The following is a 22,383-nucleotide window of genomic DNA, read 5'->3' as shown; positions in this document are numbered from 1 at the left end:
TTTTAGATTTTTAACAGTATATGCTTGAGTAGGAAAAGGAAAGCTTGTTTTACTTATGGAAAGTGTGGATTTTTCTGCATGCTATAATAATAGAATTAAATTCAAAATAGCGGAGGACTTGCGATGCCAATCTACAACAAACTAGTACGTGATCGTATCCCAGAAATTATTGAAAAGACAGGAAAGACATGCACAACAAGAATGTTAGATGAAAAAGAATATATAGAAGAAATGTGTAAGAAAACAGGAGAAGAATTAACGGAATATGTAGAAGCGGAAACACAGGAGCATAAAGTAGAGGAACTAGCGGATTTACTGGAGCTTATCAACGCACTAGCATAGCATGAAGGCGTAACGCTCGAAGATGTGGAAAAAGTCCGCAAAGAAAAAGCTGAAAAGCGCGGTGGGTTCGGGGAGAGAATTTTCTTGATTGAGGTAAGTGATAATTAAGTAGCGGATTGTAGAGCCTGTACTATTTAAGATTCTGTTAATGAAAGAAGAAAAAGGCACTACTTATACAAGTGATGCCAAGCTATTTGTTAATTTCAAAAAAGCTCCTCCCGTATAAGAAGGAGCATTCCTCCATCAAGCCGACTGTCTCTTAGCCTTCTCAAGCAAACTAGCCAAAATATGCGTACGATATGACTCTAGTTTTCTACCTTCATAAGTACGGATACCTAATTTTTTTAATTCACTTACGTACCAACCTTTGCTGCCGAAATGCATATGATCGCTTCCTTTCTTGTTTGGAGTGATTCTGATTGTATTTTTTGTAAAATGATGAATTTCCATAGGAAAGAGGTTAACTTCTTTGTCAAAGACATATATACTAGAAGTAGTATATATTGAGGTGGATTGAACAGCGTGATTATTGAAAAACACGAAATTCAAATTGATCAGATTACGAGTGGCAAGGTCAATATTTTTACGTTTTATCGTAATAAGAAGCAAATTGACCATCCGTTTTTACAATTGCAGGATCCTTCTCTGACTGCAAATTATTTTTTTCATTTTCATCTAGATGCGGAAAGCTTGCGTCTCTTACATGAAGAGTTTCCAAGTATTTATCCGTACAATCGGAAAGAAAGTATTCAGCAGTGGACGGATAACATGAAGGATGAGTTAAAGCGCCTTATTCAAACAGGTATGTGGAATAAGCGTGTTCGATTTGGCAATCGAATTGTAGAAGTTGTGTTTCTGTGGTGTGAAGAAGATATAGTGTGAAAAAGAAGCGGTGTAACGCTTCTTTTTTTAGCGCTGGAATAAGACAAGCTTTCCGCTTGAAGATGTGCAGCGGTGCGTGTGTTCATACAATTGTTTGTCTCGTAAAAGGGTTTCACCTTTTGATTTTGCTTCTGCTTCTGTCGTAGCCTCAAATGATTCATCTAGTACTTTGGAACCGTCTTTTTCGAAAACTGTTAGTGTGTATATGCCCATGAAAATTCCCTCCAAAAATAATCAGAATGTTATAACTATTGTGTCACAAAATGGGCAATTATGCAAAAGAAATATGTGACATTATTTGTAATAAGTAAGATGGATTATTTAATGATGCGCAAGGTCACTGGGGAAATGGAGAGGTAAAAATTTCATTTAGTAATGGCATAACTAATGGCATAGGTGATAACAATTTTAATCCAGATGGTACTGTAACACGTGAACAGTTGACTGCGTCCTTATATAGAGCTATTCCGGTATCTTCAAGGCCGCTTCAAGTAAACTAACTAGTTAAAACCGATTCATTCGAGTCGGTGTTTTCGTTTTGGGGAACAATAAATTTCTTAACTCGATAGCGATGTGGGAATGCCCTTTTTTAACTTTTTTCGACGAAATATGACAAATTAAAAGTGTTTTATTTGTTATGATATTTTTGCATAATTAGAGAAATATGGAATTATGAAAGCATGTGTTTACGAAAAAGGAGAAATATCATGACAAAATTAAGGTAATCTCTTTTGATAGAGAACAAAAGAGATTGGTAGAAGTAGAGGAAAGTAAGGGTAGGGATGAGTCAGGTGATGGAAGATAATCTTAGAAGAATTCAGTATTTGCTGAAGGCTGGCGATGCTGATCGGGCAATGAAAGAAGCCGAAATGCTTATAAAGGAAGACCCAGAAGACGCTTCAGGGTACCTTTGTTTAAGTTATGTCTATTTTTATGGATTTGGCGATAATGATAATGCAAGTAAGTATTTAGAAGAGGCGCTCAAACTGGATTATTTAAATGAGCAAGTGCTCTCAGTAGGATTAGAGATTTTCTATGGTCAAAATAATTATAAGAGAGTAAGAGAACTCGCAGAGATTGGAATGAAAAATTACCCTGAAAATGGAAAGTGTTATTTCTATATGGGTGAAGCTGTTAGATGTTTTGAACCCGTTAAGAATTCACTCGTGTATTTCGAGAAAGCGATGGAGCTCGATCCTGAAAATGAAATTTATGTAGGAAATTATGCGTATATTCTTTTTACCTCTTTCCCTAAACGGCAAGAGGAGGCATTACAGGCAGAACAGCGTGCTTTGGATCTAGATCCAGAAAATACGACTAATCTTGTTTTGTTCGCAGTTGCAGCGACGTATAAGGGGAATTTTAAAAAAGCAAGGATGTTAGCGGAAGTCGCGGTGCGGCTAGATCCAAATAATAAAGACGCATATACGATTTATAAGAAGACGGTTGGGACAAAAAATAAGTTTTGTGATTTCACCGCAAGGGTTGCACATGTTTTAGGTCTACCTATCTCAAAATTCTGCTCGTTATTTACGTTTGTATATTTCAAGAATAAAAACATATATTATTTTTTATACTTTTTAAGTTCATTTGGTTGGGGGATTCTGCCTATATATTTAATAGGTTGGTATGCAGGTAGCGTTTATATTGTATTTCTTGTGATGTATTTTATCTCTTCTAACATCCAACAGAAGATCTACAAAGAAGTTGGTTTAGGAACATCGTTTGATGCGAAAGATAATCTACGCAGAAATCAAATTACAAAAGAGCAAGAAACGTCTAAAATGGCACATACAGTTGAGAAAGTAGAACCTACGACAATTGCAACAAAGGAGTTATCACCAGAAGAAATTGAGTCACAGCTAACAAGTAAAGAAGCTATGTCTGAAAAACAACCAACTGAAGAAGTAGCTATGCAGCCGCAGTTATCATCGGAAGAACATAAGGAAATTCAATCGTATTCAAATATTGAATACCCACGATACAACAAGTGGTATATTTGTTTGTTAATTATACTGTCTCTTACTCTCGTTTTGCGTGTTGGGAATGTATATAACCCTTATCATAAAGAGGATAAAAATATGGAGCCGAATATTGGCGAAGAACAGAAGAAGAGTTATACCTCTTATCATAAAAAGAATAAAAATGCGGAGCCGAATATTAACGAAGAACAGAGGAAGAGTTTCATTATATCTAAGGATAAAATACCGAAAGAAGAAGAACTGGACCTAATTGGTAAGATTTCGTCAGCATTATGTTCATTAGAAACAAGTGACTTTAGTGAGAACTCGCTTCGGCAATTTGTAACGGATAATTATGTGCCTGTTATGATGGAAAAGGTAGGACAACCAAGTATACAGAAATTAAGATCTGAACATCTTGCTAGAGTATATAAAGAAGGGACAAAGGCATACTTATTAATGAAAAGTGATGATAGTACTTTTATCATAGAAATGTTAGAGGGAAAAATTAATCGTATTTACGGCGAAAATTGGGATAATAGTGAGCAAGAAATAAAAACATATAATGAATTACTTCATAACTTTATAGTGCAAAGTATGCAGCAAAAGTAAAATAAGCCAGATGCTAAAAGCATCTGGCTTATTTTGGCTTAGGTATGGGGTACATTCTTTCTGAAGTTATAAGATAGAACTTTCACTTTATGTTTAACAGTTTGGACGTAAAAAGGTATAATTCTAAAGGAATGTCTTTACAAACAGAGAAAAATTTTCATGAAAAAGGGGTAATGAGATTAGATGATAATAGGGATCATATGTTTAATTTTAGGAATAGATTTAATTTGGTGGAGTAGAGGGAATTTATGGTTATTGGTACCTGGCATTCTATTTACAGCTGTGGGTGTTATATTAACTGTGACGTTTATTTGGTTGGATAAAGAAGTAAGAAAATCAAAGAAGAATAGTTAGAAGTTATATGAATGCAAAAGTGAAACTTCCATAGTGGAAGTTTTTTTGCAAGATTTCACTGATTGAGTTCTCCTTTAGTTCATGAATTTATCCGCCTATCATGTTGGAATTATTCACAAAGGATCAGGTCTTGGTATGGCAGTTGGATTTGTAAAAAAATCAACGCCTACTGCAATATGTCTCGAGGTAATTTTCCTTTTTCATTTTCTTCAATAAAAATACGTTTAAATTCGTCCGTATAAGTAATTCCTTTCTCACTCACAGATTTTACGCATGGATTCCTTGATAGAGCTTGAACTTCTTTTTCTGTAAATAATTTTTTCGTCATTTTGAAATTTCTCCGATTCTAATTTTTTTCTTATTATACAAGAAATATCCTATAGAACAGACTTTTTTTTAAGTGTCTATTCTATAGGATACATTTTAAAACGAAGCTTCTTTTGTTTTATTCGACAAAATACTACAACGTGAAAGCATCTTGTTTGTTATGATAATTTTTGTTGATTAAAGATTTATATTTTTTGAGTTGCAGTTATTTTTTGCTATCGGGAATACCCGCCCAATTGTAATAGCTATATAAAAAGCATGTATCGGGTAGTTGGGAAGATAAGGGGGCGATTCTCCTTGACATCGTCCAATCGTTAGAAGTTTCATATTATACATAAAGTGAAACTTTAATCAGTGGGGGTTTTCTTCATCCCCCACTGATTATTAGTTGAACCAATCGGGCTTTTACGGGCAGTTTATCTCCCACCTAACTTCTTTAGAAAAGCGGAAGCGGCTCGTCCAGAATCGCAGGACGCCCACGCCTCTGACAGAGAGGCGCTTTTTGCCTCGTCCGAGGGGGCGAAACGACCGGAGACTCTAGCCGTTAGAGCTGGACAATGCTTTCTCAGAATCTTGAGGTGGGAGTATTACTGTCCACGAATAGCGGGATAAATAAAAAAGAGGGTGAATGAAGTGGAGAAATATTATGACAAAATTAAAGTAATCTCTTTTGATAGAGAGCAAAATAGAATGGTAGAAGTAGAGGAAAGTAAAACGAGTTTTGCAGATGTTGGCGGGATGGAAGATATTAAGAAGCAAATTAATATGGATTTCATCATGCCAATTAAGAATCCTGAATATTTTCAAGCATTTGGTAAGAAAACGGGGGGGAGTTTGCTGTTTTATGGTCCTCCTGGCTGTGGGAAGACGTTTTTAGCGCGTGCAGTAGCTGGGGAAATTAATGCGAATTTTATTCATTTGGAGCTACAAGCTATCCTATCTATGTGGTCAGGTGAAGCTGAGAAAAATTTACATGAGGTTTTTGAAGAAGCGCGGAAAACAAAGCCTTGTATTTTGTTTATAGATGAGTTAGATGCATTTGGCGGGAATAGACAGAAAATGGGCGCCCATCATCAACGTACATTAGTGAATCAACTGCTAGTAGAACTGGATGGAATGAATTCTTTTAATGAAGGTGTCTATATTATTGGAGCGACGAATACACCGTGGTATATTGATCCGGCACTCCGCCGTCCGGGACGTTTTAATTCACTTGTTTTTGTGGCACCGCCGAGCTATGAAGAACGTCTGACAATACTAGACTTAAAGACAAAAGATAAGCCTCGAACAGATTTACAGCTTGATATTGTCGCAAAGTATGCGGAACATTTTTCAGGCGCTGATTTAACGTTTTTAGTTGAGGATGCGATTAATCAAGCAATTCAACGTTCATTTGAAACAGGGCAACTGCAGCCGCTTTCCAACGAAGATTTGTTAGAAGCAATGAAGAAACGTCAGCCAACAACTTTAGATTGGTTTTCAACAGCGAAAAACTATGCAACATTTAGTGATGTAAATAAAGATTTTGATAAAGTGCTCGATTATATGGAAGAGCATAGGTTGAAATAGAAAATAAGGGCAGGGATGAGTCAAGTGATGGAGGATAACCTTAGAAGAACTCAGCATTTGGTGAAGATTGGCGATGCTGAACGGGCAATGGAAGAGGCTGAAATACTTATAGAGGAAGATCCAGAAGATGCTTCTGGATACCTTTGTTTAAGTTATGTTTATTTTTATGGGTTTGATGACAAAGATAATGCAAATAAGTACTTGGAGGAGGCGCTTAAACTCGATCATTTAAATGAGCAAGTTCTTTCAGTGGGATTAGATATTTTCAGTGATCAACAAAATCTTGAAAGAATAGAAGAACTAGCGGAAATCGGTATAAAAAATTATCCTGAAGATGGTCAGTATTACTTCTATATGGGCGAAGTTTTTAGATGTCGTGAAAGCGTTAAGGATTCACTTGTTTATTTCGAGAAAGCGATGGAGTTGGATCCTGAAAATGAAATATATGTAGGAAGGTACGCGTATGTTCTTTATGCATCCTTCCCTAAACGAAAAGAGGAGGCATTAAAAGCCGAAAAGCGTGCCTTAGAGTTAAATCCAGAAAATACGTTCAATCTCGTTTTATTTGCAAATATAGCAAAACATAAGGGGAATTTTAAAAAAGCAAGGATGTTAGCGGAAGTCGCGATGCGGCTAGACCCAAATAATAAAGGAGTATATGAGCTTTATAAGAGTATGATTGGGACAAAAAATAAGTTTTGTGCGTTTACCGCAGGCTTTTCACATGTTGTAGGTCAAGCTTTTGTGAAGTTTTGTTCGTTATTTAGGTTTGTACGTTCCAAGAATCCAAAAATATTTTATTGTTTATGCTTGTTAAGTTTGTTAGGTTGGCTCATTTTGCCTGTATATGCAACTGGTTGGTATGCAGGGAGTGTTTATATTGCAATTCTTGTTATGTATTTTATTTCTTCTAGAATTAAAAAGAAAATTTATAAAGAAGTTGGTTTAGGAACATCATTTGATGCGAAAGAAAATCTACGTAAAAATCAATTTACAAGAAAGCAAGAAATTTCTAAAATGGCACGTACACTTGATAAAGTAGAACCTGCGGTAGTTTCAACGCCGAAATTATCACAAGAAGAAGTTGAATCACAATTAGCAAGTTTTTGGAGCACTGGAGCTGTGTTTGAGAAACAGCCAACTGAAGAAGTAGCTGCAGCCACACAACCGCAGTTATCATCGAAAGAGCATAAGGAAATTCAATCGTATTCCAATATTGAATCTCCGCGGTATAACAGATGGCAAATTTATTTAATCATTACGCTGTCTCTTACTCTCGTTTTCCGTGCTGTGCAAGTATTTAACCTTTATCATAAAGAGGATAAAAATCCGATGCCAAATATAAGCCTAGAAGAGAAAAAGAGTATTACTGAGTCTGCACATAACGTACTTAAAATAGATCAAACGAAATTAAATGTGCCTATGGTTACACTCATATTCCATTCATTAAAAATAAGTGACTTTAGCGAGAATTCGCTTCGCCAAATTGTAGCAGATCAGTATGTACCAATTGTTATGGAAAAGGCAGGACAACCAAGTGTAGAGAAATTAAAAAATTCACATCTTGATAGAAATTATGAAGAAGGAACAAATACATACTTATCGGTGAAAAGTGATGATAGCACTTTTATATTAGAATTTGTAGGGAAGGAAATTAATCATATTTACGGAGAAACCTGGGATAATAGTGAGCAAGAAATGCAAAGGTATCATGAATTACTGAATAAGTTGGAAACACAAGGTGTGGAAGCGAAAGGTAAAAAAGACTAAAGTATAAGCAGGACAACGTAACGAATGATAAAGATAAGCTGGATGTTTTTTTACATCTGGCTTATTTTTGTTGTTTTAATAAGGACGAGAGTATCTAGCCGTTTCGGGCGCATCCCCAATTCGAAAAAAAGTGTTAAAATAAAGTGAAACTTTACCTATTAGTGGACTGTGAATGAGTGAAAAAACAACAAAAACTATTTTTTTAGGTAGGCGAGAGCATCTGGCCGTGTATAGAAGCGGTCAGTGACTTTTTTGCTACATGCGAAGTTAAAACAAAGAGAAAAAGCGAGTGTAGGCTCTTTTTTTTCTGCATAGCAGTGACTTAGATATTGAAAAATCAAAATGCATTTAGGCAGTAAGTTTCCCGTTTCAAGATTCAAAGAGAAACGAGGAAGATCAAAGCCAGTATGGACTTGATTGGGCAGAGTATGACGGAGAAAGGACGTTACGTTGTGAAAAAAGTAAAGTTTATTCATGCGGCAGATTTACATTTGGATAGTCCGTTTAAAGGGATGGAACTGAATGTACCGGCTTTTATATGGAAAAGAATGAAGGAAAGTACGTTTCGTTCGTTTGCGCGCATCATGGATAAAGCGATTCAAGAGCAGGTTGATTTTGTTTTGCTTGCGGGTGATTTATATGATGCAGAGACGAGAAGTTTGCGAGCGCAGGTGTTTGTTCGTGAGCAAATGAAGCGTCTGGCGCAGTATGATATTCCGGTGTATGTGATTCACGGCAATCATGATCATTTAGGCGGAAGCTGGGCGGCAATTGAGTTTCCAAGTAATGTACATATTTTCACAGAGCCTTATATAGAAGAAAAATCATTTTATAAAAACGGGGAGCTCCTTGTCTCCATTTACGGATTTAGTTATCAGCAGCAAGCTGTGACGGATAATATGACAGAGCAATATAAAAAGATGACAGGTGCACCGTTTCATATCGGCATGCTTCACGGAAGTGTGGAAGGAGATGCGGATCATAATCGGTATGCGCCGTTTCAAATTCGTGAACTGAAGGAGAAAGAGTTTGATTACTGGGCGCTTGGTCATATACATAAACGTGAAGTGTTAGCAGAAGAACCATGCATTGTGTACCCTGGCAATATTCAAGGGCGGCACCGAAAGGAAACAGGAGAGAAAGGTGCGTATGTTGTTTCCTTGTCTCAGCAAGGGACAGAACTGACATTTTTCCGTACGAATGATGTTGTTTGGGGTGAGGTTTCTATTCCTATTGATGTGTTAGAAACGGTCGATGATCTTATTCATACGTGTACGGAGAGCATGAACGGTATGCGAAGAGAAGAGGAAGGTTTGCTTGTGACGATGACGTTTACAGGACAAGGACCGCTTGCTTCTTATTTGCGTGATGAGAAGCGCGTAGAAGAAATTCTTCATATTGTCTCATCTGGCGAGGAGCGCAGTAATTTTGTACATGTTGTGAAATGGAAGAATGAAACGATTTCGTTTGCGGAAATTGAGAAGTTGAAGAAAGAGAATCATTTTATTGGGAATGTGCTGCAGGAGCTTGAATCGTTCTCGAGTATGGATGAGGTGCTGCGAACAATTTGGACTTCACCTGTTGCAAGGAAGGTGCTCCATTCGTTTTCTGAAGAAGAAAAGAAAGAGATTCAAAAGGGCGCCGAGAATATTATTTTAGAGCAATTATTAGAACAAGAAAGGAGTAAGGGATGAGAGTTGAGAAACTTCATATTTACGGATATGGAAAATTAGAAAATGTCCGGCTGAACCTTTCTATGCTTACCGTATTGTACGGGGAAAACGAGGCGGGGAAGTCGACGATTCGTTCGTTTATGAAGAGCATTTTATTTGGTTTTCCAACAAGGGGGCAGCGCCGCTATGAGCCGAAGGAAGGCGGGAAATACGGCGGTGCGATTACGGTTTCTACTAGGGAGTACGGTCGATTAAAAATTGAGCGTCTTCCGAAAACGGCGGCCGGGGAAGTGACAGTTTATTTTGCAGATGGAAAAACAGGCGGTGAGGAAGTTTTAAAGCTGCTGTTAAAGGGAATGAATGAGCAGTTGTTTGATTCTGTGTTTTCCTTTGACATGCATGGGTTGCAAAACATTCACAATATCGGCGAAGGGGATATTGGTAACTACTTATTTTCCGCAAGTGCAGTTGGCAGCGATGGGTTGTTACGCCTGGAAAAAATGCTTGAGAAGGAAATGGAGCAGCGCTTTAAGCCAAATGGCCGCAAGCCGGAAATTAATGTAGCGTTGCAGGAGTTAAAAAATCTGCAAGATCAGCTTGCAGATTGGCAAGGGAAAATTGCGGCGTATGAAGAGCTTGTCGGAAAGAAAAAGAGTATGGAAGAGCGCCTTTCTATTATTCGTACCGAGCAGCAAGAAGCGGGGAAACGAAAGCAAGATTATGAAGTGCTAGAAGCGTTGCAGCCGCTCTTTTTAGAAAAGCGTGCGTGTGAACGATTTTTACAGCAACATGCAGGACTTGCGTTTCCAGTTGATGGTTTGCGGCGTTATGAAGGGATAAAAGCACGGCTTGAACCGCTTCAATTGCAAGGAGAGGCGCTGCAAAAGAAATTAGATAGTGCAAAGTCTGAAATAGACGCGTTGCAAGTAAATGAGGAGTTGCTTCAGCAAGATATGTACGTAGAAGAACTTCGTTTGCAGCATATGTCTTATGAAGCAGCGCTGCAAGAAGTGCGGGATTTGACAGGGCGTATTTTACATATAGAAGAAGAAATACAAGATTTGCAGCAGCAAATCGGCGCAGCATTTGCACGTGAGGACGTTCTTTCTTTTCAGACGAGCTTAGCTATGAAGGAAACGATTACGCAAATGGTGCAGCAAGCAAAAGAGTTAGAAAAGCGTAAAGGGCAGTTAGATGAACGGTTTAAAACAGCGCAGGAGCAGTTAGAGGAACAGGAAGAAGCAGTGAAAAAGCTGCAGTCGCAAACATTACCGGTCCAGGAGCGGGAAAGATATTTGCCAAAAGTGCAAAGTGCAGCGTCCCGGCAGAAACGAAATCGCAGTGCGGTACAGATGAATAAAACGGCAATGGCATTGTTCGTTATGGATGTTTTGCTACTGCTTGCCGGTGTTTTCATGGATAATCGTAAGTTATTGTTTGCAGGGGTCTTTTTGTTAATTGGTCTTGTTGTTTTTTATGTAATGTATAGTAAGGGAGCGGATGAACAGGAAAGCGATGAAGCGCTTGAAATCAGGTATCGCCTTGAGAAAGACGATGAAGTGCGGAAGCTATTGGAGCGTGAGGAATTTAAGTTAAGGCAAATTGAGCGCGGGTATGAACGTGTTCTTTCTGAATATGATGAGTGGGAACGTGATTTGTTTGGTGTGAATGAGCAAGTGAAATTGTATAAAGAGACGTACGCACTGCCACATCATTTTACATATGCTCACATCTTGCCGGCGTTTGAACGAATAGAAAAGATGCAGCAATTGTACCGCGAATTAGCGAAGCAGCAAGAACGAAAAGAATTACAGGGAGACATGATTTCTCAATTTGAACATAAACTAATGAAGCTAACGGTTGTTACAGAAAGAAGCGTGGATACACCGTCGTTATTTTTGTATGGTTTAAGTAAAGATGTGCAGAAAGAAAAGGAAAAACAATTGCAGAAAAAGCAGCTGACAGAAAAGGCTATAGCGTGGGAAGAAGAGTATGCTGGAGTAGAACAGCAGATTCATCATCTATTGGAAGAACGGCAGCAGCTTTGGGACATTGCTGCAACACCTGATGAAGAGGCTTTTTTAACGGCGGCAAAGCAAGCGGAGCAGATGGAAGAGAAGCAGCAGCAGCTTGATCGGTTAATTCCGCAAATGGATGTATTGGAAGGGCGATTAATGACGTCAGCGCTAGAGAGCGGTTATCGTCTAGATGGATATGAAGAGGAGCGACAAAAAGAGCAGGAGCAAATAGATAGGCTAATGCGGGAGGAAAAAGAATTGACGCATACACTTGCAGCTCTGCGCCACGATATCGCACAGTTAGAAGAAGGCCGTACGTACGGTGATGTCCTGCATGAGTGGGAACTGAAAAAATCAAAAGTGCGTGAACAAGTGAAAAAGTGGGCAGCGTATGCGGCGGCAAAGGCGGTATTAAGTAAAACGAAGAAGTATTATCATGAAGTGCAGTTGCCGCGTATTTTGCAAAAAGCAGAAGAGTATTTTGTATATTTAACGGGCGGAAACTATGTAAAAGTCTTTTCGCCAGATGCAGAAGAGCCGTTTATTGTAGAACGAAAAGATGGACTGCATTTTTATAGTCATGAATTAAGCCAAGCGACAGCGGAGCAGCTCTATTTATCGCTGCGGTTTGCACTCGCGCATACGTTTGAAGGGCAGTATCCGTTTATTATTGATGATAGTTTCGTCCATTTTGACGTGCTGCGAACAGAGCGAACCGTGCATCTTATGAAGGAATTAGCGAAAGAGCGGCAAGTCATTTTCTTTACTTGTCACAAGCATCTTTTATCTTTTTTTGCAGAAGATGAAATTCAGCGATTAAAGCAGTAAGGGAAAAGCGATGTAATATATAAATACAATTTGAAAAAACAACATATCCCCCTCTCTTTTTACGTGGACGAGAGCATCTGGCCATGCAGAGAAGCGGTCAGGGCTTTTTTCTGCCACGTGCAATGCTAAAATAAAGATAGAAAACGAGTGCAAGTCACTTTTTGCATTGCATAACAGGGATTTATATGTTGAGAAATCAAAATGGATTTATATATGCTATACTAACTATATCGATGACGGTGGAGGAAAATATATGAAAAAGAAAATTGCACAATATGAAGTTGGTGAGCAAGTCGAGTTATATTTAATGATTAAATCGGCAACAAAAGGGATTGCAAGTAACGGGAAACCATTCTTAACGGTCATTTTGCAAGATCAAAGCGGAGATATTGAAGCGAAGCTGTGGGATGTGTCACCTGAAGTAGAGCAGCAATATGTAGCAGAAACAATTGTGAAAGTAGCGGGAGATATTCAAAATTATAAAGGCCGCATTCAACTTCGCGTCAAACAAATTCGTGTGGCAAATCCAGGTGAAGTAAATGATATCTCTGATTTTGTGGAAAAAGCACCGCTTAAAAAAGAAGATATGGTTGAGAGAATTACACAATACATATTTGAAATGCGTAACCCTAATATTCAGCGCATTACGAGACATTTGCTGAATAAGTATCAAGGAGAATTTTTAGATTACCCAGCTGCAACGAAAAATCATCATGAGTTTGTTTCAGGACTGGCATATCACGTTGTGTCGATGCTTGACTTAGCAAAAGCAATTGCAGCGCTATATCCGTCTCTTGATAAAGACTTATTGTATGCAGGCGTGATTTTACACGACCTCGGTAAAGTCATTGAATTATCAGGTCCAATTTCCACAACATATACGTTAGAAGGAAATTTACTTGGCCACATCTCCATCATGGTAAATGAGATTGGCAAAGCAGCAGACGAACTAAAAATTGAAGTAGAAGAAATATTAATTCTTCAGCACATCGTCTTATCACATCACGGCAAAGCAGAGTGGGGCAGTCCGAAGCCGCCGCTTGTAAGAGAAGCAGAAATTCTTCATTATATTGATAACTTAGATGCGAAGATGAATATGATGGACCGTGCACTGAGTCGCACGAAACCAGGTGAATATACAGAGCGTGTTTTTGCGCTTGATAATCGTTCGTTTTATAAACCGACGTTTCATAACTAAAAAGATTGAAAAAAGATTCTACTGCTATGGTAGAATCTTTTTTTTGATTATTGAAGTGTGAAATAGAACAAAAAATAATCCGTTTTACTGCAGAAGAAATTATTCTGATAAAATAATCCGCATCCAATTTTCGATATATTACAAAAATATTGAAAATTACACCAATCGATAATAATATATAAATATCGACAAAAAGAGTCGGTAACTTATACATAATAGGGAGGGACTACGTTGAAAAAGAACAGAAAATTACAAACTTTTTCAGTGTTGGCAACAGGGGCTATGCTTAGTTCTATGTTTGCTTTCGGTGGTCATGCTGCGTATGCAGAATCATCACCAGCGCCGTCTAGCTTCATAGATGAGCATTTAATACCGGAAGAACGCTTGGCAAATGCGTTGAAACAACGCGGGGTTATTGATCCATCTGCATCACAAGCAGAAACTTCAAAGGCTGTAGAAAAATATATAGAGAAGAAGAATGGCGAAAATCCTGGAAAGGAAACAACGCCAGAAGACAGCCTTACGCAAGAAGCTACTGACTTTATGAAAAAAGTAAAAGATTCAAAAATGAAAGAGAAAGAGCAGCAGCATCAAACTGAGAATGGTGCAACAAATGGACAAGCACCCGGATTTAATGCTGGAAAGTTAAATGGTAAAGTGCCAACGTCTTCAGCTAAGCAAGCGCAGTATAACGGTGCTGTTCGTAAAGATAAAGTTCTTGTTTTACTTGTAGAGTTTAATGATTTTAAACATAACAATATTGCTCAAGAACCAGGATATATGTTTGCGAATGATTTTAATCGTGAGCATTATCAAAACATGTTATTTGGTGATGAGCCATTTACGTTATTCAATGACACGAAAATTAAAACATTTAAGCAATATTATGAAGAGCAATCTGGCGGCAGCTATACAGTCGATGGTACTGTAACGGAATGGTTGACTGTTCCAGGTAAAGCTGCAGATTACGGCGCTGATGCTGGCACTGGTCATGATAATAAAGGACCTCTAGGACCACGTGATTTAGTAAAAGACGCGTTAAAAGCAGCGGTAGCAAAAGGAATGAATTTAGCTGATTTTGATCAATTTGATCAATATGATTACAACGGTAACGGTAATAAAAATGAACCTGATGGAATTATTGATCATTTAATGGTTGTTCACGCTGGAGTTGGCCAAGAAGCTGGCGGCGGAAAATTGAAAGATGATGCAATTTGGTCTCACCGTTCAAAACTTGGTGCAAAACCTTATGCAATCGATGGAACAAAAGCATCTGTTCCAAACTGGGGCGGAAAGATGGCTGCATATGATTACACAATCGAGCCTGAAGATGGTGCAGTTGGTGTATTTGCTCATGAATTTGGTCATGACTTAGGTTTACCGGATGAGTACGATACAAAGTATTCTGGACAAGGTGAACCAGTTGAAGCTTGGTCTATTATGAGCGGCGGCAGCTGGGCTGGAAGAATTGCTGGAACAGAACCGACAAGTTTCTCTCCGCAAAATAAAGAATTCTTCCAAAAAAATATGAAGGGTAACTGGGCAAACATTGTTGACGTAGACTATGATAAACTTCGTGGTATCGGATCGGCAACATATTTAGACCAAAGTGTTACAAAGTCAAAACGTCCAGGAATGATTCGTGTAAACTTACCTGATAAAGAAGTGAAAAACATTGAACCTGGTTTTGGAAAGGAATTTTATTATAGTACAAAAGGAAATGACATCCATACAACATTAGAGACGCCATTATTCGATTTAACAAATACAACGACTGCAAAATTTGATTACAAAGCATTCTATGAACTAGAAGCAGCGTATGATTTCGTTGATGTATATGCGATTACAGAAGATGGAACGAAAACAAAGCTTGATAGAATGGGTGACAAAGACATCAAGAATGGTGTGGATACAACAAATGATAAGTGGATTGATAAATCTTATGATTTAAGCCCATTCAAAGGTAAGAAAGTAAAACTACAATTTGAATATTTAACAGATGTTGCTGTAGCTTACAGAGGATTTGCACTTGATAATGCTACTTTAACGGCAGATAATAAAGTTGTTTTCTCTGATGATGCAGAGGGGCAACCAAGCTTTGGATTAAAAGGCTTTACTGTTTCTAATGGAATTGAATATAAGAAACATAACTACTATTTAGAGTGGAGAAACTATGCTGGTTCTGATGAAGCACTGCAATACGGACGCGGCCCAGTTTACAATACAGGGCTTGTTGTATGGTATGCAGACCAAAGCTTTACAGATAACTGGGTTGGTGTCCATCCAGGCGAAGGATTCCTTGGAGTAGTAGATTCCCATCCAGACGCGATCGTAGGAACATTAAATGGTCAACCGACTGTGAAAAGTAGTACGCGTTATCAAATTGCAGATGCTGCGTTCTCGTTTGATCAAACACCAGCGTGGAAAATAAATTCGCCATCACGCGGAGTATTTGATTATAAAGGATTACCAGGCGTGGCTAAATTTGATGACTCTAAAGTATATATGAACAACTTAATTCCAGATGCAGGACGAAAAGTTCCAAATCTTGGACTGAAATTTGAAGTAGTAGGTCAAGCTGATGATAAGTCAGCAGGAGCAGTTTGGATTCATCGCTAAGGTGAAAGTTTCTTCAAAATAAAAGAGTCATAAAATCTCCCTTCCTTTCATACAGTGAAACTAACAAAGCTTGTCTGATGAAAGGAAGGAACTAGAATGGAAACTTTACCATGGTGGATTTATCTTGTTATTATTGGAATTGTTGTGAGCGGTTATATGGTCTTATATACGTCCAAAAAAGAGCAAGAAATTGATAATGAGTTTATTGAAAAAGAAGGCGAAGTGTATATGAAACGCCTCGCAGAAGAACGGGAGCGACGTCATCTCGATAAGGATGAGGATTCCGTTTTGCTTTAATACTTATGAAAGAGGATGTGTAGCCGAATGGTTGCCATCCTTTTTTTCATTGTGGTGCTTTGAAATAAAGTTGAATGGTTTATAAAAAAGAAAAGCTAAAATATCTTATTTTAATCAAAATAAAATATTTTAGCTTTTCTTCTTGAATATCCAATTTGAAGGACTCTTGTTCTACATATCTTAATGTATTTTGGGGCGTACTCTATCTATATGATAAATAATTATAAAAAATAAGTCTACATTTTTCATAATTTTCTTATTATATTTAGGCTACTGAGCTCAGCGAAATTTATGTAGGTGCTATATGAAAGGAGCATAGAAATGAAATCTAATCATGTTCCAGTTTTAATTATTGGAGGCGGTTTGACAGGGCTAACCTCTGCATTATTTCTTGCGCATCATAAAGTTGATTATTTACTTATTGAAAAGCATGCTACGACTGCGATTCATCCGAAGGCAGGGGGAATTACTTTTCGTACGATGGAATTATTCCGAGAATTAGGTTTAGAAAAAAACATTCGCGCCGCTGGAAAGTTACTAGAGAACTGCCGTGGAAGGATTACTGTAAATACAATGGCTGAAGCAGACCCTGAAGAGTTAAAAAGGACTAGAATAGCTCAGTACGAAAGTGATGAAAGTATGGCCGCAATCATTAAAAAGATTAGCCCGTCAAAGAGAACATCGTGTTATCAAATTGATTTAGAACCGATGTTGCTGCAAGAGGCCCGGAGGTTAGGAGGGAAGCTGTGGTTTCATCATGAACTTGTTTCTTACAAGCAGGATAATATAGGAGTAACTGCTATTGTACGAGATTGTGAAACGAAAAAAGAACAAATTATTCACAGTGATTATTTAATTGCAGCAGATGGGGCCAAAAGCTCTATACGTAAACATGCAGGTATTCCAACTACTGGTCGTGGTAATATCGGAGGTCATTATATAAACATTTACTTTGAAGCGGATTTGAGCGATCTCATACAAGGAGATGCCTTTATTTTCTCTATGATTTTACACCCTGAAGTTTCAGGTGCACTTCTTCCAGTTAATAATAGCGATCGGTGGATTTATCATGTTGCCTATAATCCTTTAAAAGGAGAAACATCTGAAGATTTTTCTGAAGAGCGCTGCAAAAAAATTGTTCGAAAAGCCATCGGGAGATCAAATCTTAATGTGAAAATATTAAGCATTTCACCTTGGGAAGCGACAGAGAGTACAGCAGTCCGTTTTCAAGATAATCGTGTTTTTTTAGTTGGTGATGCTGCTCATCTTATGCCGCCTACGGGAGGATTCGGTTCAAACACAGGTGTTCAGGATGCTCACAATTTAGCTTGGAAATTAGCTGCTGTTATACATGATGAGGCGAATCCGAAATTACTGGAAACCTACCATGAGGAGAGGCATTCCGTTGTACAATTAACCACGGATTACGCAAGCAGTATATTGCTCCGTGCTATGAATAAACAAGAAGATAACTTGAATAACATAGATAGTCTAGCTGTTACTGCAGGGTACAAATACTGTTCGGCAGCAATTATAAATCAAGATGCAACTCCGCATAGAATGGATCTTTTAGAGCTTGGCGGAAGACCAGGAACACGCGCTCCGCACATGTGGGGTACTTATCAAGGAAAGCGTATTTCCATACTTGATTTAGTGGGGAGAAGCTTTGTGTTGTTTACTGGTTCAGAACATAACTCTTGGTCAACTGCGGCACATACTGTTGCTGCTCATTTAGGAATGAGCATTCATGTGTACCGAGTTTGTCCAAAAGGAGACTTTGTTGATCAGGACAACATCTTTGGGAAGTTATATGGAATAAATCCTGAAGGGGCCGTACTCGTAAGACCAGATGGATGTATTGGATGGCGTACAGAAGGAGGCGTATTAGCCCCTGACTTGGTGCTTGAAGAGGTGATGAACTGCTTATTAGGCAATTCATCTTTAAATGAGAAATAATTTTGAGGCATAATATTGAACTACTATTACGATAAAGAAATAAAATACTAATTAACTATATATGTACAAGTTAAAAAACGACATAAAATCCTTTTTTAGGAGAGGACGAGAGCATCTTGCCATGCATAGAAGCGGTCAGGGCCTTTTCCTACCACATGCAAGGTTTAAAACAAAAGGAGAAAGCAAGTAACGGTTATGTTGTATTTTGCATAACAGCGATTTATAAAGAAAAGTGGAGCCGACTGTTTAAGCCTGCTGGCTAAGGTTCTTTCACACAGAAGGTGTTTTTTACCTTCTCGTGTGGAAGGTTCTTAGACATGAGGGCTTAGGAGGCAGAGATAGACAAAGATGTCGGAAAATTAAAATGGATATATATAGTAAAGGCTCTTTAAATTTAGAGAGCCTTTTTTTACATAAAAAAATGTTACATGTATATAAAGCATCCGATAGTTTATTAACGTTTAGAATCTTTCGTAGCATTAAGTTTTGAAATTCTTTTCCCGTCTTTATAGTCAAGACAAGAAACCTCAATCCACAATCCATCAAATACCGTAAAGTAGAAGCCATAACTATTACCTCTTATCTTATAAGGTTCTTTATCTATTTCAATACCTCCCTCTATTAAGCGATTATATACTTGATCAACTTCATTTGGTTCTTCTACTAAGAAACCAATATGAAAAGCTTCTGGGTATATCGCATCTTTTCCCCCTTTAAACGCTTTTGGATCACTTAATACAAGAATAAATCCATCATTATCACTCATGACTACAAGAGCTTTTCCTTTCGCTTCTAAAAATTGAAAATCAAAAAATGTTTCAAAAAAATCTCTTGCTGCCGATAAATCATTCACACATAAATTTAAGTGATTTAATTTCATCTACTCATCTCCTTTTAAATGTGGGAGTGTCAGGAAAATGCGGATTTACAACGTTAAGCATATTTTTCTGGTGACTATCTTGATCTTAACGAATCTATTGAGACTTGTTGTTATTTCGAATTACAGATTATTTCATATAGATTACTATAAGCATCCATAAAGCCAAAGCACTAACGATAGCAAGTGCTATACGCGTAGATAGTATCCGTACTTCGAAGTCGGTTTTCTTGGAAGGTTCAGGATATGCAATTACGTAAATGCCCTTTAATAGAGCGAGCCATGCAATGATTGTGATGAATCCCTGCCAGTTGAGTGCCCATACATTATGAAGGATAACAGTGCCTAACCCTAAAAAAATAGATAGAAGGCCATACATAATCCCAAATCCTCTGTCTTCGACTACTAATTTTTTCAGCTCACGTAGTACCGATGGACGTACGAAAAGTATTCCTGATACGATAACTATCATCCATCCCCAAAACAGTCCTAAAAAGGTGCTTGCTTCCATTATTATCTCACTCCTTTTCATTCTATTTATATTTCAGCCATTTCCACCTTTAGAACAGTTTCATGTGTAAGCTAAAGGATGTTGTGAATTTATGCATAAGGAGGAGTCTATGGTATGAGTACTAAAAACGTTCATTTATAGTACTAATATCCTTAAAAGTACTTATTTTTCAGTTCCAAAACGTATTCTGGAAAGAAGATGTCGATTTTTTTTATTGCACGAGCGAAGTAAAATAGTTCCACAAACATGTAATATATGATAAAATAATAGAAACGTATGTTCTGTTTTACGGTTATATATGTTAAACATTTTAGAAAGAGGTGCTTGTGATGATTTTAGGTATTAACCCGTATGTAGTGACGAATGGTAATGGACAAGAGGCTGTTAAATTCTATGAAAGCGCATTGGATGCAAAAGTTGTAAGCCTTCAAACGTTTGGAGACATGCCTGAAAATCCGGAATTCAAGGTTCCTGCTGAGGCGAAAGACCGTGTGTTACATGCGCATTTGAAAATTGGTAATACGGATTTGATGATCTCTGACACATTCCCAGGCCAGCCACACCAAGTTGGATCACAAGTGACTATCGCTATTCGCATAGAAAATGCAGAAAAATCAAAAGAAGTGTTTGAAAAGTTACAAGACGGTGGCCAAGTAGTAATGCCGCTTCAAGAAACGTTCTGGAGTCCATTATATGGCCAAGTGAAAGATAAGTTCGGAGTAGAGTGGCAAGTTTCAACGCTAGGTGCTAATATGTAAGTCATTGCTAGGAAGAAACGGGACTGACCTATCTTTAGGGTCAGTCCCGTTTTTACGTGCCGTCGATATCGACGATTTTCGCAATATATCGGCGATTCGACATGATATAAAGACCCTTCGACAAAATTCAACACAACAGTCATCAAGCCCAGCTGGAACAAAGGTACCATCTTTTCTTTTTCCCTAATTGGTGTACTATAAGAAATAGGAAGATACGAAAAAGGGGATTTTCAAATGGAATTTCAGGAACAAAAAATATTACCAGCGGTTCGGCAAATAAAAGATTTAGAGAAGCTGTTACATAGTTCATATGAATATATTGTAATTTTAGATATTCATGTTGGTCAGTTGAAAAGTGTTGTGGCATTAGCAAAGCAGTATTGTAAAAAAGTCTTTTTACATGTGGATTTAATTCATGGCTTGCAAAGTGATGCGTATGCAACGGAATATGTATGCCAAGAGTTTCGTCCGTACGGTGTGTTATCTACAAAGTCTAGTGTGATTATGAAAGCGAAGCAAAAAGGTGTCGTTGCGATTCAACGGGTTTTCTTAATTGATTCTAGTGCAATGGAAAAGAGTTGTGTCCTTTTAGAAAAGACAAAGCCAGATTACATTGAAGTGCTTCCAGGGGCTTTAACGGACGTAATTGCGGAAATGAAAGAGCGAACTGAATTATCTATTTTGGCAGGCGGATTTATTCGTACTGTGGATGATGTGGAAAGGGCTCTAGCAGCTGGTGCAACAGCAATTACCACGTCGAAAAAAGAGCTATGGAAACATTTTCATAGAAAGTGACAAAAATGTGAAAAAACTAATTGACACCGCTTTCAAATAGGTTTAACATTATAGATAAGTTAATAAACGTGACGGAGAAAAGAAGAGATCCACATTTCATTGTTTCTATGATTTTATAGAAGCTTGTATTTGTGGATTTTTTCTTTTGAAAATTTAATTTTTCTCTTTCACTGAAAGCGCTTTAATTTGATTATGGAGGGGTTATATGTCACCATTTTTAGGGGAGTTAATAGGGACAGCATTACTAATCATTCTTGGCGGCGGCGTTTGTGCTGGTGTTAGTTTGAAGAAATCATTTGCACAAAATTCAGGATGGATCGTTATTACGATGGGATGGGGCTTAGCGGTTTCGGTAGCTGCTTATGCAGTTGGATCGATTAGCGGAGCGCATTTAAATCCAGCAGTAACAATTGGACTTGCGTTTAAAGGAGCATTTCCTTGGAGCGACGTACCAAGTTATATCGCAGCACAAATGATTGGGGCAATGATTGGGGCATGTATTGTATACTTACATTACTTACCACATTGGAAAGAAACAGAAGATGCAGGCACAAAATTAGGCGTATTTGCAACAGGACCAGCAATTCCAAACACATTTGCAAACCTTTTAAGTGAAATGATTGGGACTTTTATTCTAGTATTTGGTATTTTAGCAATTGGAGCAAATAAGTTTGCAGATGGTTTAAATCCGTTTATTGTAGGTTTCTTAATTGTAAGTATTGGTTTATCATTAGGAGGGACAACTGGTTACGCAATCAATCCAGCACGTGACTTAGGACCTCGTATTGCACACTTCCTTCTTCCGATTCCAGGAAAAGGCGGATCGAACTGGAAATATGCATGGATTCCAGTAGTAGGACCGATTTTAGGCGGATCATTAGCGGGATTATTCCATCAAGTTGTATTTGAAGGAAAGCAAAACTCAGCACTTATCTATGTAGCAATTGCAACAGTGATTGTTCTAGCAATCTCTTATATGGCAAGCAAACAGAGCGGGAAAAATACAAATAGTAGAAAAGTAGCATAAGGGGGAAAT

At 37.9% G+C, this 22,383-nt stretch carries 18 protein-coding genes and 3 pseudogenes; 16 read left to right on the top strand and 5 right to left on the bottom strand.

The window, feature by feature from the left end:
• Positions 1-123: 123 nt before the first annotated feature.
• A pseudogene (locus tag BM350_RS09265) lies at positions 124-450 on the top strand (nucleoside triphosphate pyrophosphohydrolase).
• Between the two features lie 135 nt (positions 451-585).
• On the opposite strand, the gene BM350_RS09260 reads toward BM350_RS09265, so the two are convergent.
• On the bottom strand, positions 586-726 hold the full coding sequence (locus tag BM350_RS09260; RefSeq protein ID WP_090918344.1) for a YflJ family protein: 141 nt from the start codon (positions 724-726) through the stop codon (positions 586-588).
• A gap of 138 nt (positions 727-864) precedes the next feature.
• Between BM350_RS09260 and BM350_RS09255 the strand changes: the two genes are divergently transcribed.
• On the top strand, positions 865-1,224 hold the full coding sequence (locus BM350_RS09255; RefSeq protein ID WP_090918346.1) for a hypothetical protein: 360 nt from the start codon (positions 865-867) through the stop codon (positions 1,222-1,224).
• 27 nt (positions 1,225-1,251) lie between these two features.
• Here the strand turns inward: BM350_RS09255 and BM350_RS09250 are convergent, their stop codons facing one another.
• The gene (locus BM350_RS09250; RefSeq protein WP_090918348.1) at positions 1,252-1,437 is read right to left on the bottom strand and encodes a YhzD family protein; all 186 of its coding nucleotides are present in this window, start codon (positions 1,435-1,437) and stop codon (positions 1,252-1,254) included.
• Positions 1,438-1,556: 119 nt separating this feature from the next.
• On the opposite strand from BM350_RS09250, the pseudogene BM350_RS09245 reads away from it, so the two are divergent.
• The 3 genes and pseudogenes from BM350_RS09245 to BM350_RS26860 form a co-directional block, all read left to right on the top strand.
• A pseudogene (locus tag BM350_RS09245) lies at positions 1,557-1,724 on the top strand (S-layer homology domain-containing protein); the annotation flags it as partial.
• A 294-nt stretch (positions 1,725-2,018) separates the two neighbouring features.
• Entirely contained in the window at positions 2,019-3,797 is a 1,779-nt protein-coding gene (locus tag BM350_RS09240; protein ID WP_139207728.1) for a tetratricopeptide repeat protein, read from the top strand.
• A 183-nt stretch (positions 3,798-3,980) separates the two neighbouring features.
• Positions 3,981-4,151 (top strand): hypothetical protein, encoded by a 171-nt coding sequence (locus BM350_RS26860; protein ID WP_170857669.1) that lies wholly within the window; start codon positions 3,981-3,983, stop codon positions 4,149-4,151.
• Between the two features lie 175 nt (positions 4,152-4,326).
• On the opposite strand, the pseudogene BM350_RS26135 reads toward BM350_RS26860, so the two are convergent.
• Positions 4,327-4,479, bottom strand: a pseudogene (locus BM350_RS26135) (HTH domain-containing protein); the annotation flags it as partial.
• Between the two features lie 623 nt (positions 4,480-5,102).
• Here BM350_RS26135 and BM350_RS09235 point away from each other — a divergent pair.
• The 8 genes from BM350_RS09235 to BM350_RS09200 all read left to right on the top strand — a co-directional run bounded on the left by BM350_RS09235 (position 5,103) and on the right by BM350_RS09200 (position 18,406).
• Positions 5,103-6,047, top strand: coding sequence for an ATP-binding protein (locus BM350_RS09235; protein ID WP_090919295.1), 945 nt, complete (start codon positions 5,103-5,105; stop codon positions 6,045-6,047).
• Positions 6,048-6,074: 27 nt separating this feature from the next.
• Complete coding sequence (locus BM350_RS09230; protein WP_090919298.1) at positions 6,075-7,817, top strand: tetratricopeptide repeat protein; 1,743 nt, start codon at positions 6,075-6,077, stop codon at positions 7,815-7,817.
• Positions 7,818-8,269: 452 nt separating this feature from the next.
• The gene (locus BM350_RS09225) at positions 8,270-9,511 is read left to right on the top strand and encodes a metallophosphoesterase family protein (RefSeq protein ID WP_090919355.1); all 1,242 of its coding nucleotides are present in this window, start codon (positions 8,270-8,272) and stop codon (positions 9,509-9,511) included.
• On the top strand, positions 9,508-12,336 hold the full coding sequence (locus tag BM350_RS09220; RefSeq protein ID WP_090919301.1) for an ATP-binding protein: 2,829 nt from the start codon (positions 9,508-9,510) through the stop codon (positions 12,334-12,336). Before BM350_RS09225 ends, BM350_RS09220 begins: the two co-directional genes overlap by 4 nt.
• Positions 12,337-12,589: 253 nt before the next feature.
• Positions 12,590-13,534 (top strand): 3'-5' exoribonuclease YhaM, encoded by a 945-nt coding sequence (yhaM, locus tag BM350_RS09215; protein ID WP_090919304.1) that lies wholly within the window; start codon positions 12,590-12,592, stop codon positions 13,532-13,534.
• Positions 13,535-13,765: 231 nt separating this feature from the next.
• Positions 13,766-16,153: an immune inhibitor A domain-containing protein gene (locus tag BM350_RS09210; RefSeq protein WP_090919306.1), complete on the top strand. Its 2,388-nt coding sequence runs from the start codon at positions 13,766-13,768 to the stop codon at positions 16,151-16,153.
• Positions 16,154-16,249: 96 nt separating this feature from the next.
• Positions 16,250-16,450, top strand: coding sequence for a sporulation YhaL family protein (locus BM350_RS09205; protein WP_090919309.1), 201 nt, complete (start codon positions 16,250-16,252; stop codon positions 16,448-16,450).
• Positions 16,451-16,771: 321 nt separating this feature from the next.
• On the top strand, positions 16,772-18,406 hold the full coding sequence (locus BM350_RS09200) for an FAD-dependent oxidoreductase (protein WP_090919312.1): 1,635 nt from the start codon (positions 16,772-16,774) through the stop codon (positions 18,404-18,406).
• Positions 18,407-18,860: 454 nt separating this feature from the next.
• On the opposite strand, the gene BM350_RS09195 is transcribed toward BM350_RS09200, so the two are convergent.
• On the bottom strand, positions 18,861-19,286 hold the full coding sequence (locus tag BM350_RS09195) for a VOC family protein (protein WP_090919315.1): 426 nt from the start codon (positions 19,284-19,286) through the stop codon (positions 18,861-18,863).
• A 127-nt stretch (positions 19,287-19,413) separates the two neighbouring features.
• Positions 19,414-19,794, bottom strand: a complete 381-nt coding sequence (locus BM350_RS09190; protein ID WP_090919319.1) for a hypothetical protein — start codon at positions 19,792-19,794, stop codon at positions 19,414-19,416.
• A 329-nt stretch (positions 19,795-20,123) separates the two neighbouring features.
• Between BM350_RS09190 and BM350_RS09185 the strand changes: the two genes are divergently transcribed.
• The 3 genes from BM350_RS09185 to BM350_RS09175 all read left to right on the top strand — a co-directional run bounded on the left by BM350_RS09185 (position 20,124) and on the right by BM350_RS09175 (position 22,374).
• On the top strand, positions 20,124-20,552 hold the full coding sequence (locus BM350_RS09185; protein ID WP_090919322.1) for a VOC family protein: 429 nt from the start codon (positions 20,124-20,126) through the stop codon (positions 20,550-20,552).
• A gap of 234 nt (positions 20,553-20,786) precedes the next feature.
• Positions 20,787-21,347, top strand: coding sequence for a glycerol-3-phosphate responsive antiterminator (locus tag BM350_RS09180; protein ID WP_090919324.1), 561 nt, complete (start codon positions 20,787-20,789; stop codon positions 21,345-21,347).
• A 205-nt stretch (positions 21,348-21,552) separates the two neighbouring features.
• A complete protein-coding gene (locus BM350_RS09175) occupies positions 21,553-22,374 on the top strand; it encodes an MIP/aquaporin family protein (protein ID WP_090919327.1) in 822 nt (273 codons plus the stop codon).
• Positions 22,375-22,383: the final 9 nt, after the last annotated feature.

The organism is Bacillus sp. 103mf (assembly GCF_900116295.1).
In the GTDB taxonomy this organism is placed as follows: domain Bacteria; phylum Bacillota; class Bacilli; order Bacillales; family Bacillaceae_G; genus Bacillus_A; species Bacillus_A bruguierae.
Note: the sequence above shows the minus strand (reverse complement) of the source record. Positions and strands in the feature narration are given on the sequence as shown.

Excerpts from the sequence above, each read along its gene's own strand:
- BM350_RS09205 (WP_090919309.1), top strand. The coding sequence starts at position 16,250 with ATGGAAACTTTACCATGGTGGATTTATCTTGTTATTATTGGAATTGTT.
- BM350_RS09260 (WP_090918344.1), bottom strand. The coding sequence starts at position 726 with ATGCATTTCGGCAGCAAAGGTTGGTACGTAAGTGAATTAAAAAAATTA.
- BM350_RS09180 (WP_090919324.1), top strand. The coding sequence starts at position 20,787 with ATGGAATTTCAGGAACAAAAAATATTACCAGCGGTTCGGCAAATAAAA.
- BM350_RS09250 (WP_090918348.1), bottom strand. The coding sequence starts at position 1,437 with ATGGGCATATACACACTAACAGTTTTCGAAAAAGACGGTTCCAAAGTA.
- BM350_RS09220 (WP_090919301.1), top strand. The coding sequence starts at position 9,508 with ATGAGAGTTGAGAAACTTCATATTTACGGATATGGAAAATTAGAAAAT.
- BM350_RS09230 (WP_090919298.1), top strand. The coding sequence starts at position 6,075 with ATGGAGGATAACCTTAGAAGAACTCAGCATTTGGTGAAGATTGGCGAT.
- BM350_RS09185 (WP_090919322.1), top strand. The coding sequence starts at position 20,124 with ATGATTTTAGGTATTAACCCGTATGTAGTGACGAATGGTAATGGACAA.
- BM350_RS09175 (WP_090919327.1), top strand. The coding sequence starts at position 21,553 with ATGTCACCATTTTTAGGGGAGTTAATAGGGACAGCATTACTAATCATT.
- BM350_RS26860 (WP_170857669.1), top strand. The coding sequence starts at position 3,981 with ATGATAATAGGGATCATATGTTTAATTTTAGGAATAGATTTAATTTGG.
- yhaM (WP_090919304.1), top strand. The coding sequence starts at position 12,590 with ATGAAAAAGAAAATTGCACAATATGAAGTTGGTGAGCAAGTCGAGTTA.
- BM350_RS09195 (WP_090919315.1), bottom strand. The coding sequence starts at position 19,286 with ATGAAATTAAATCACTTAAATTTATGTGTGAATGATTTATCGGCAGCA.
- BM350_RS09200 (WP_090919312.1), top strand. The coding sequence starts at position 16,772 with ATGAAATCTAATCATGTTCCAGTTTTAATTATTGGAGGCGGTTTGACA.
- BM350_RS09240 (WP_139207728.1), top strand. The coding sequence starts at position 2,019 with ATGGAAGATAATCTTAGAAGAATTCAGTATTTGCTGAAGGCTGGCGAT.
- BM350_RS09190 (WP_090919319.1), bottom strand. The coding sequence starts at position 19,794 with ATGGAAGCAAGCACCTTTTTAGGACTGTTTTGGGGATGGATGATAGTT.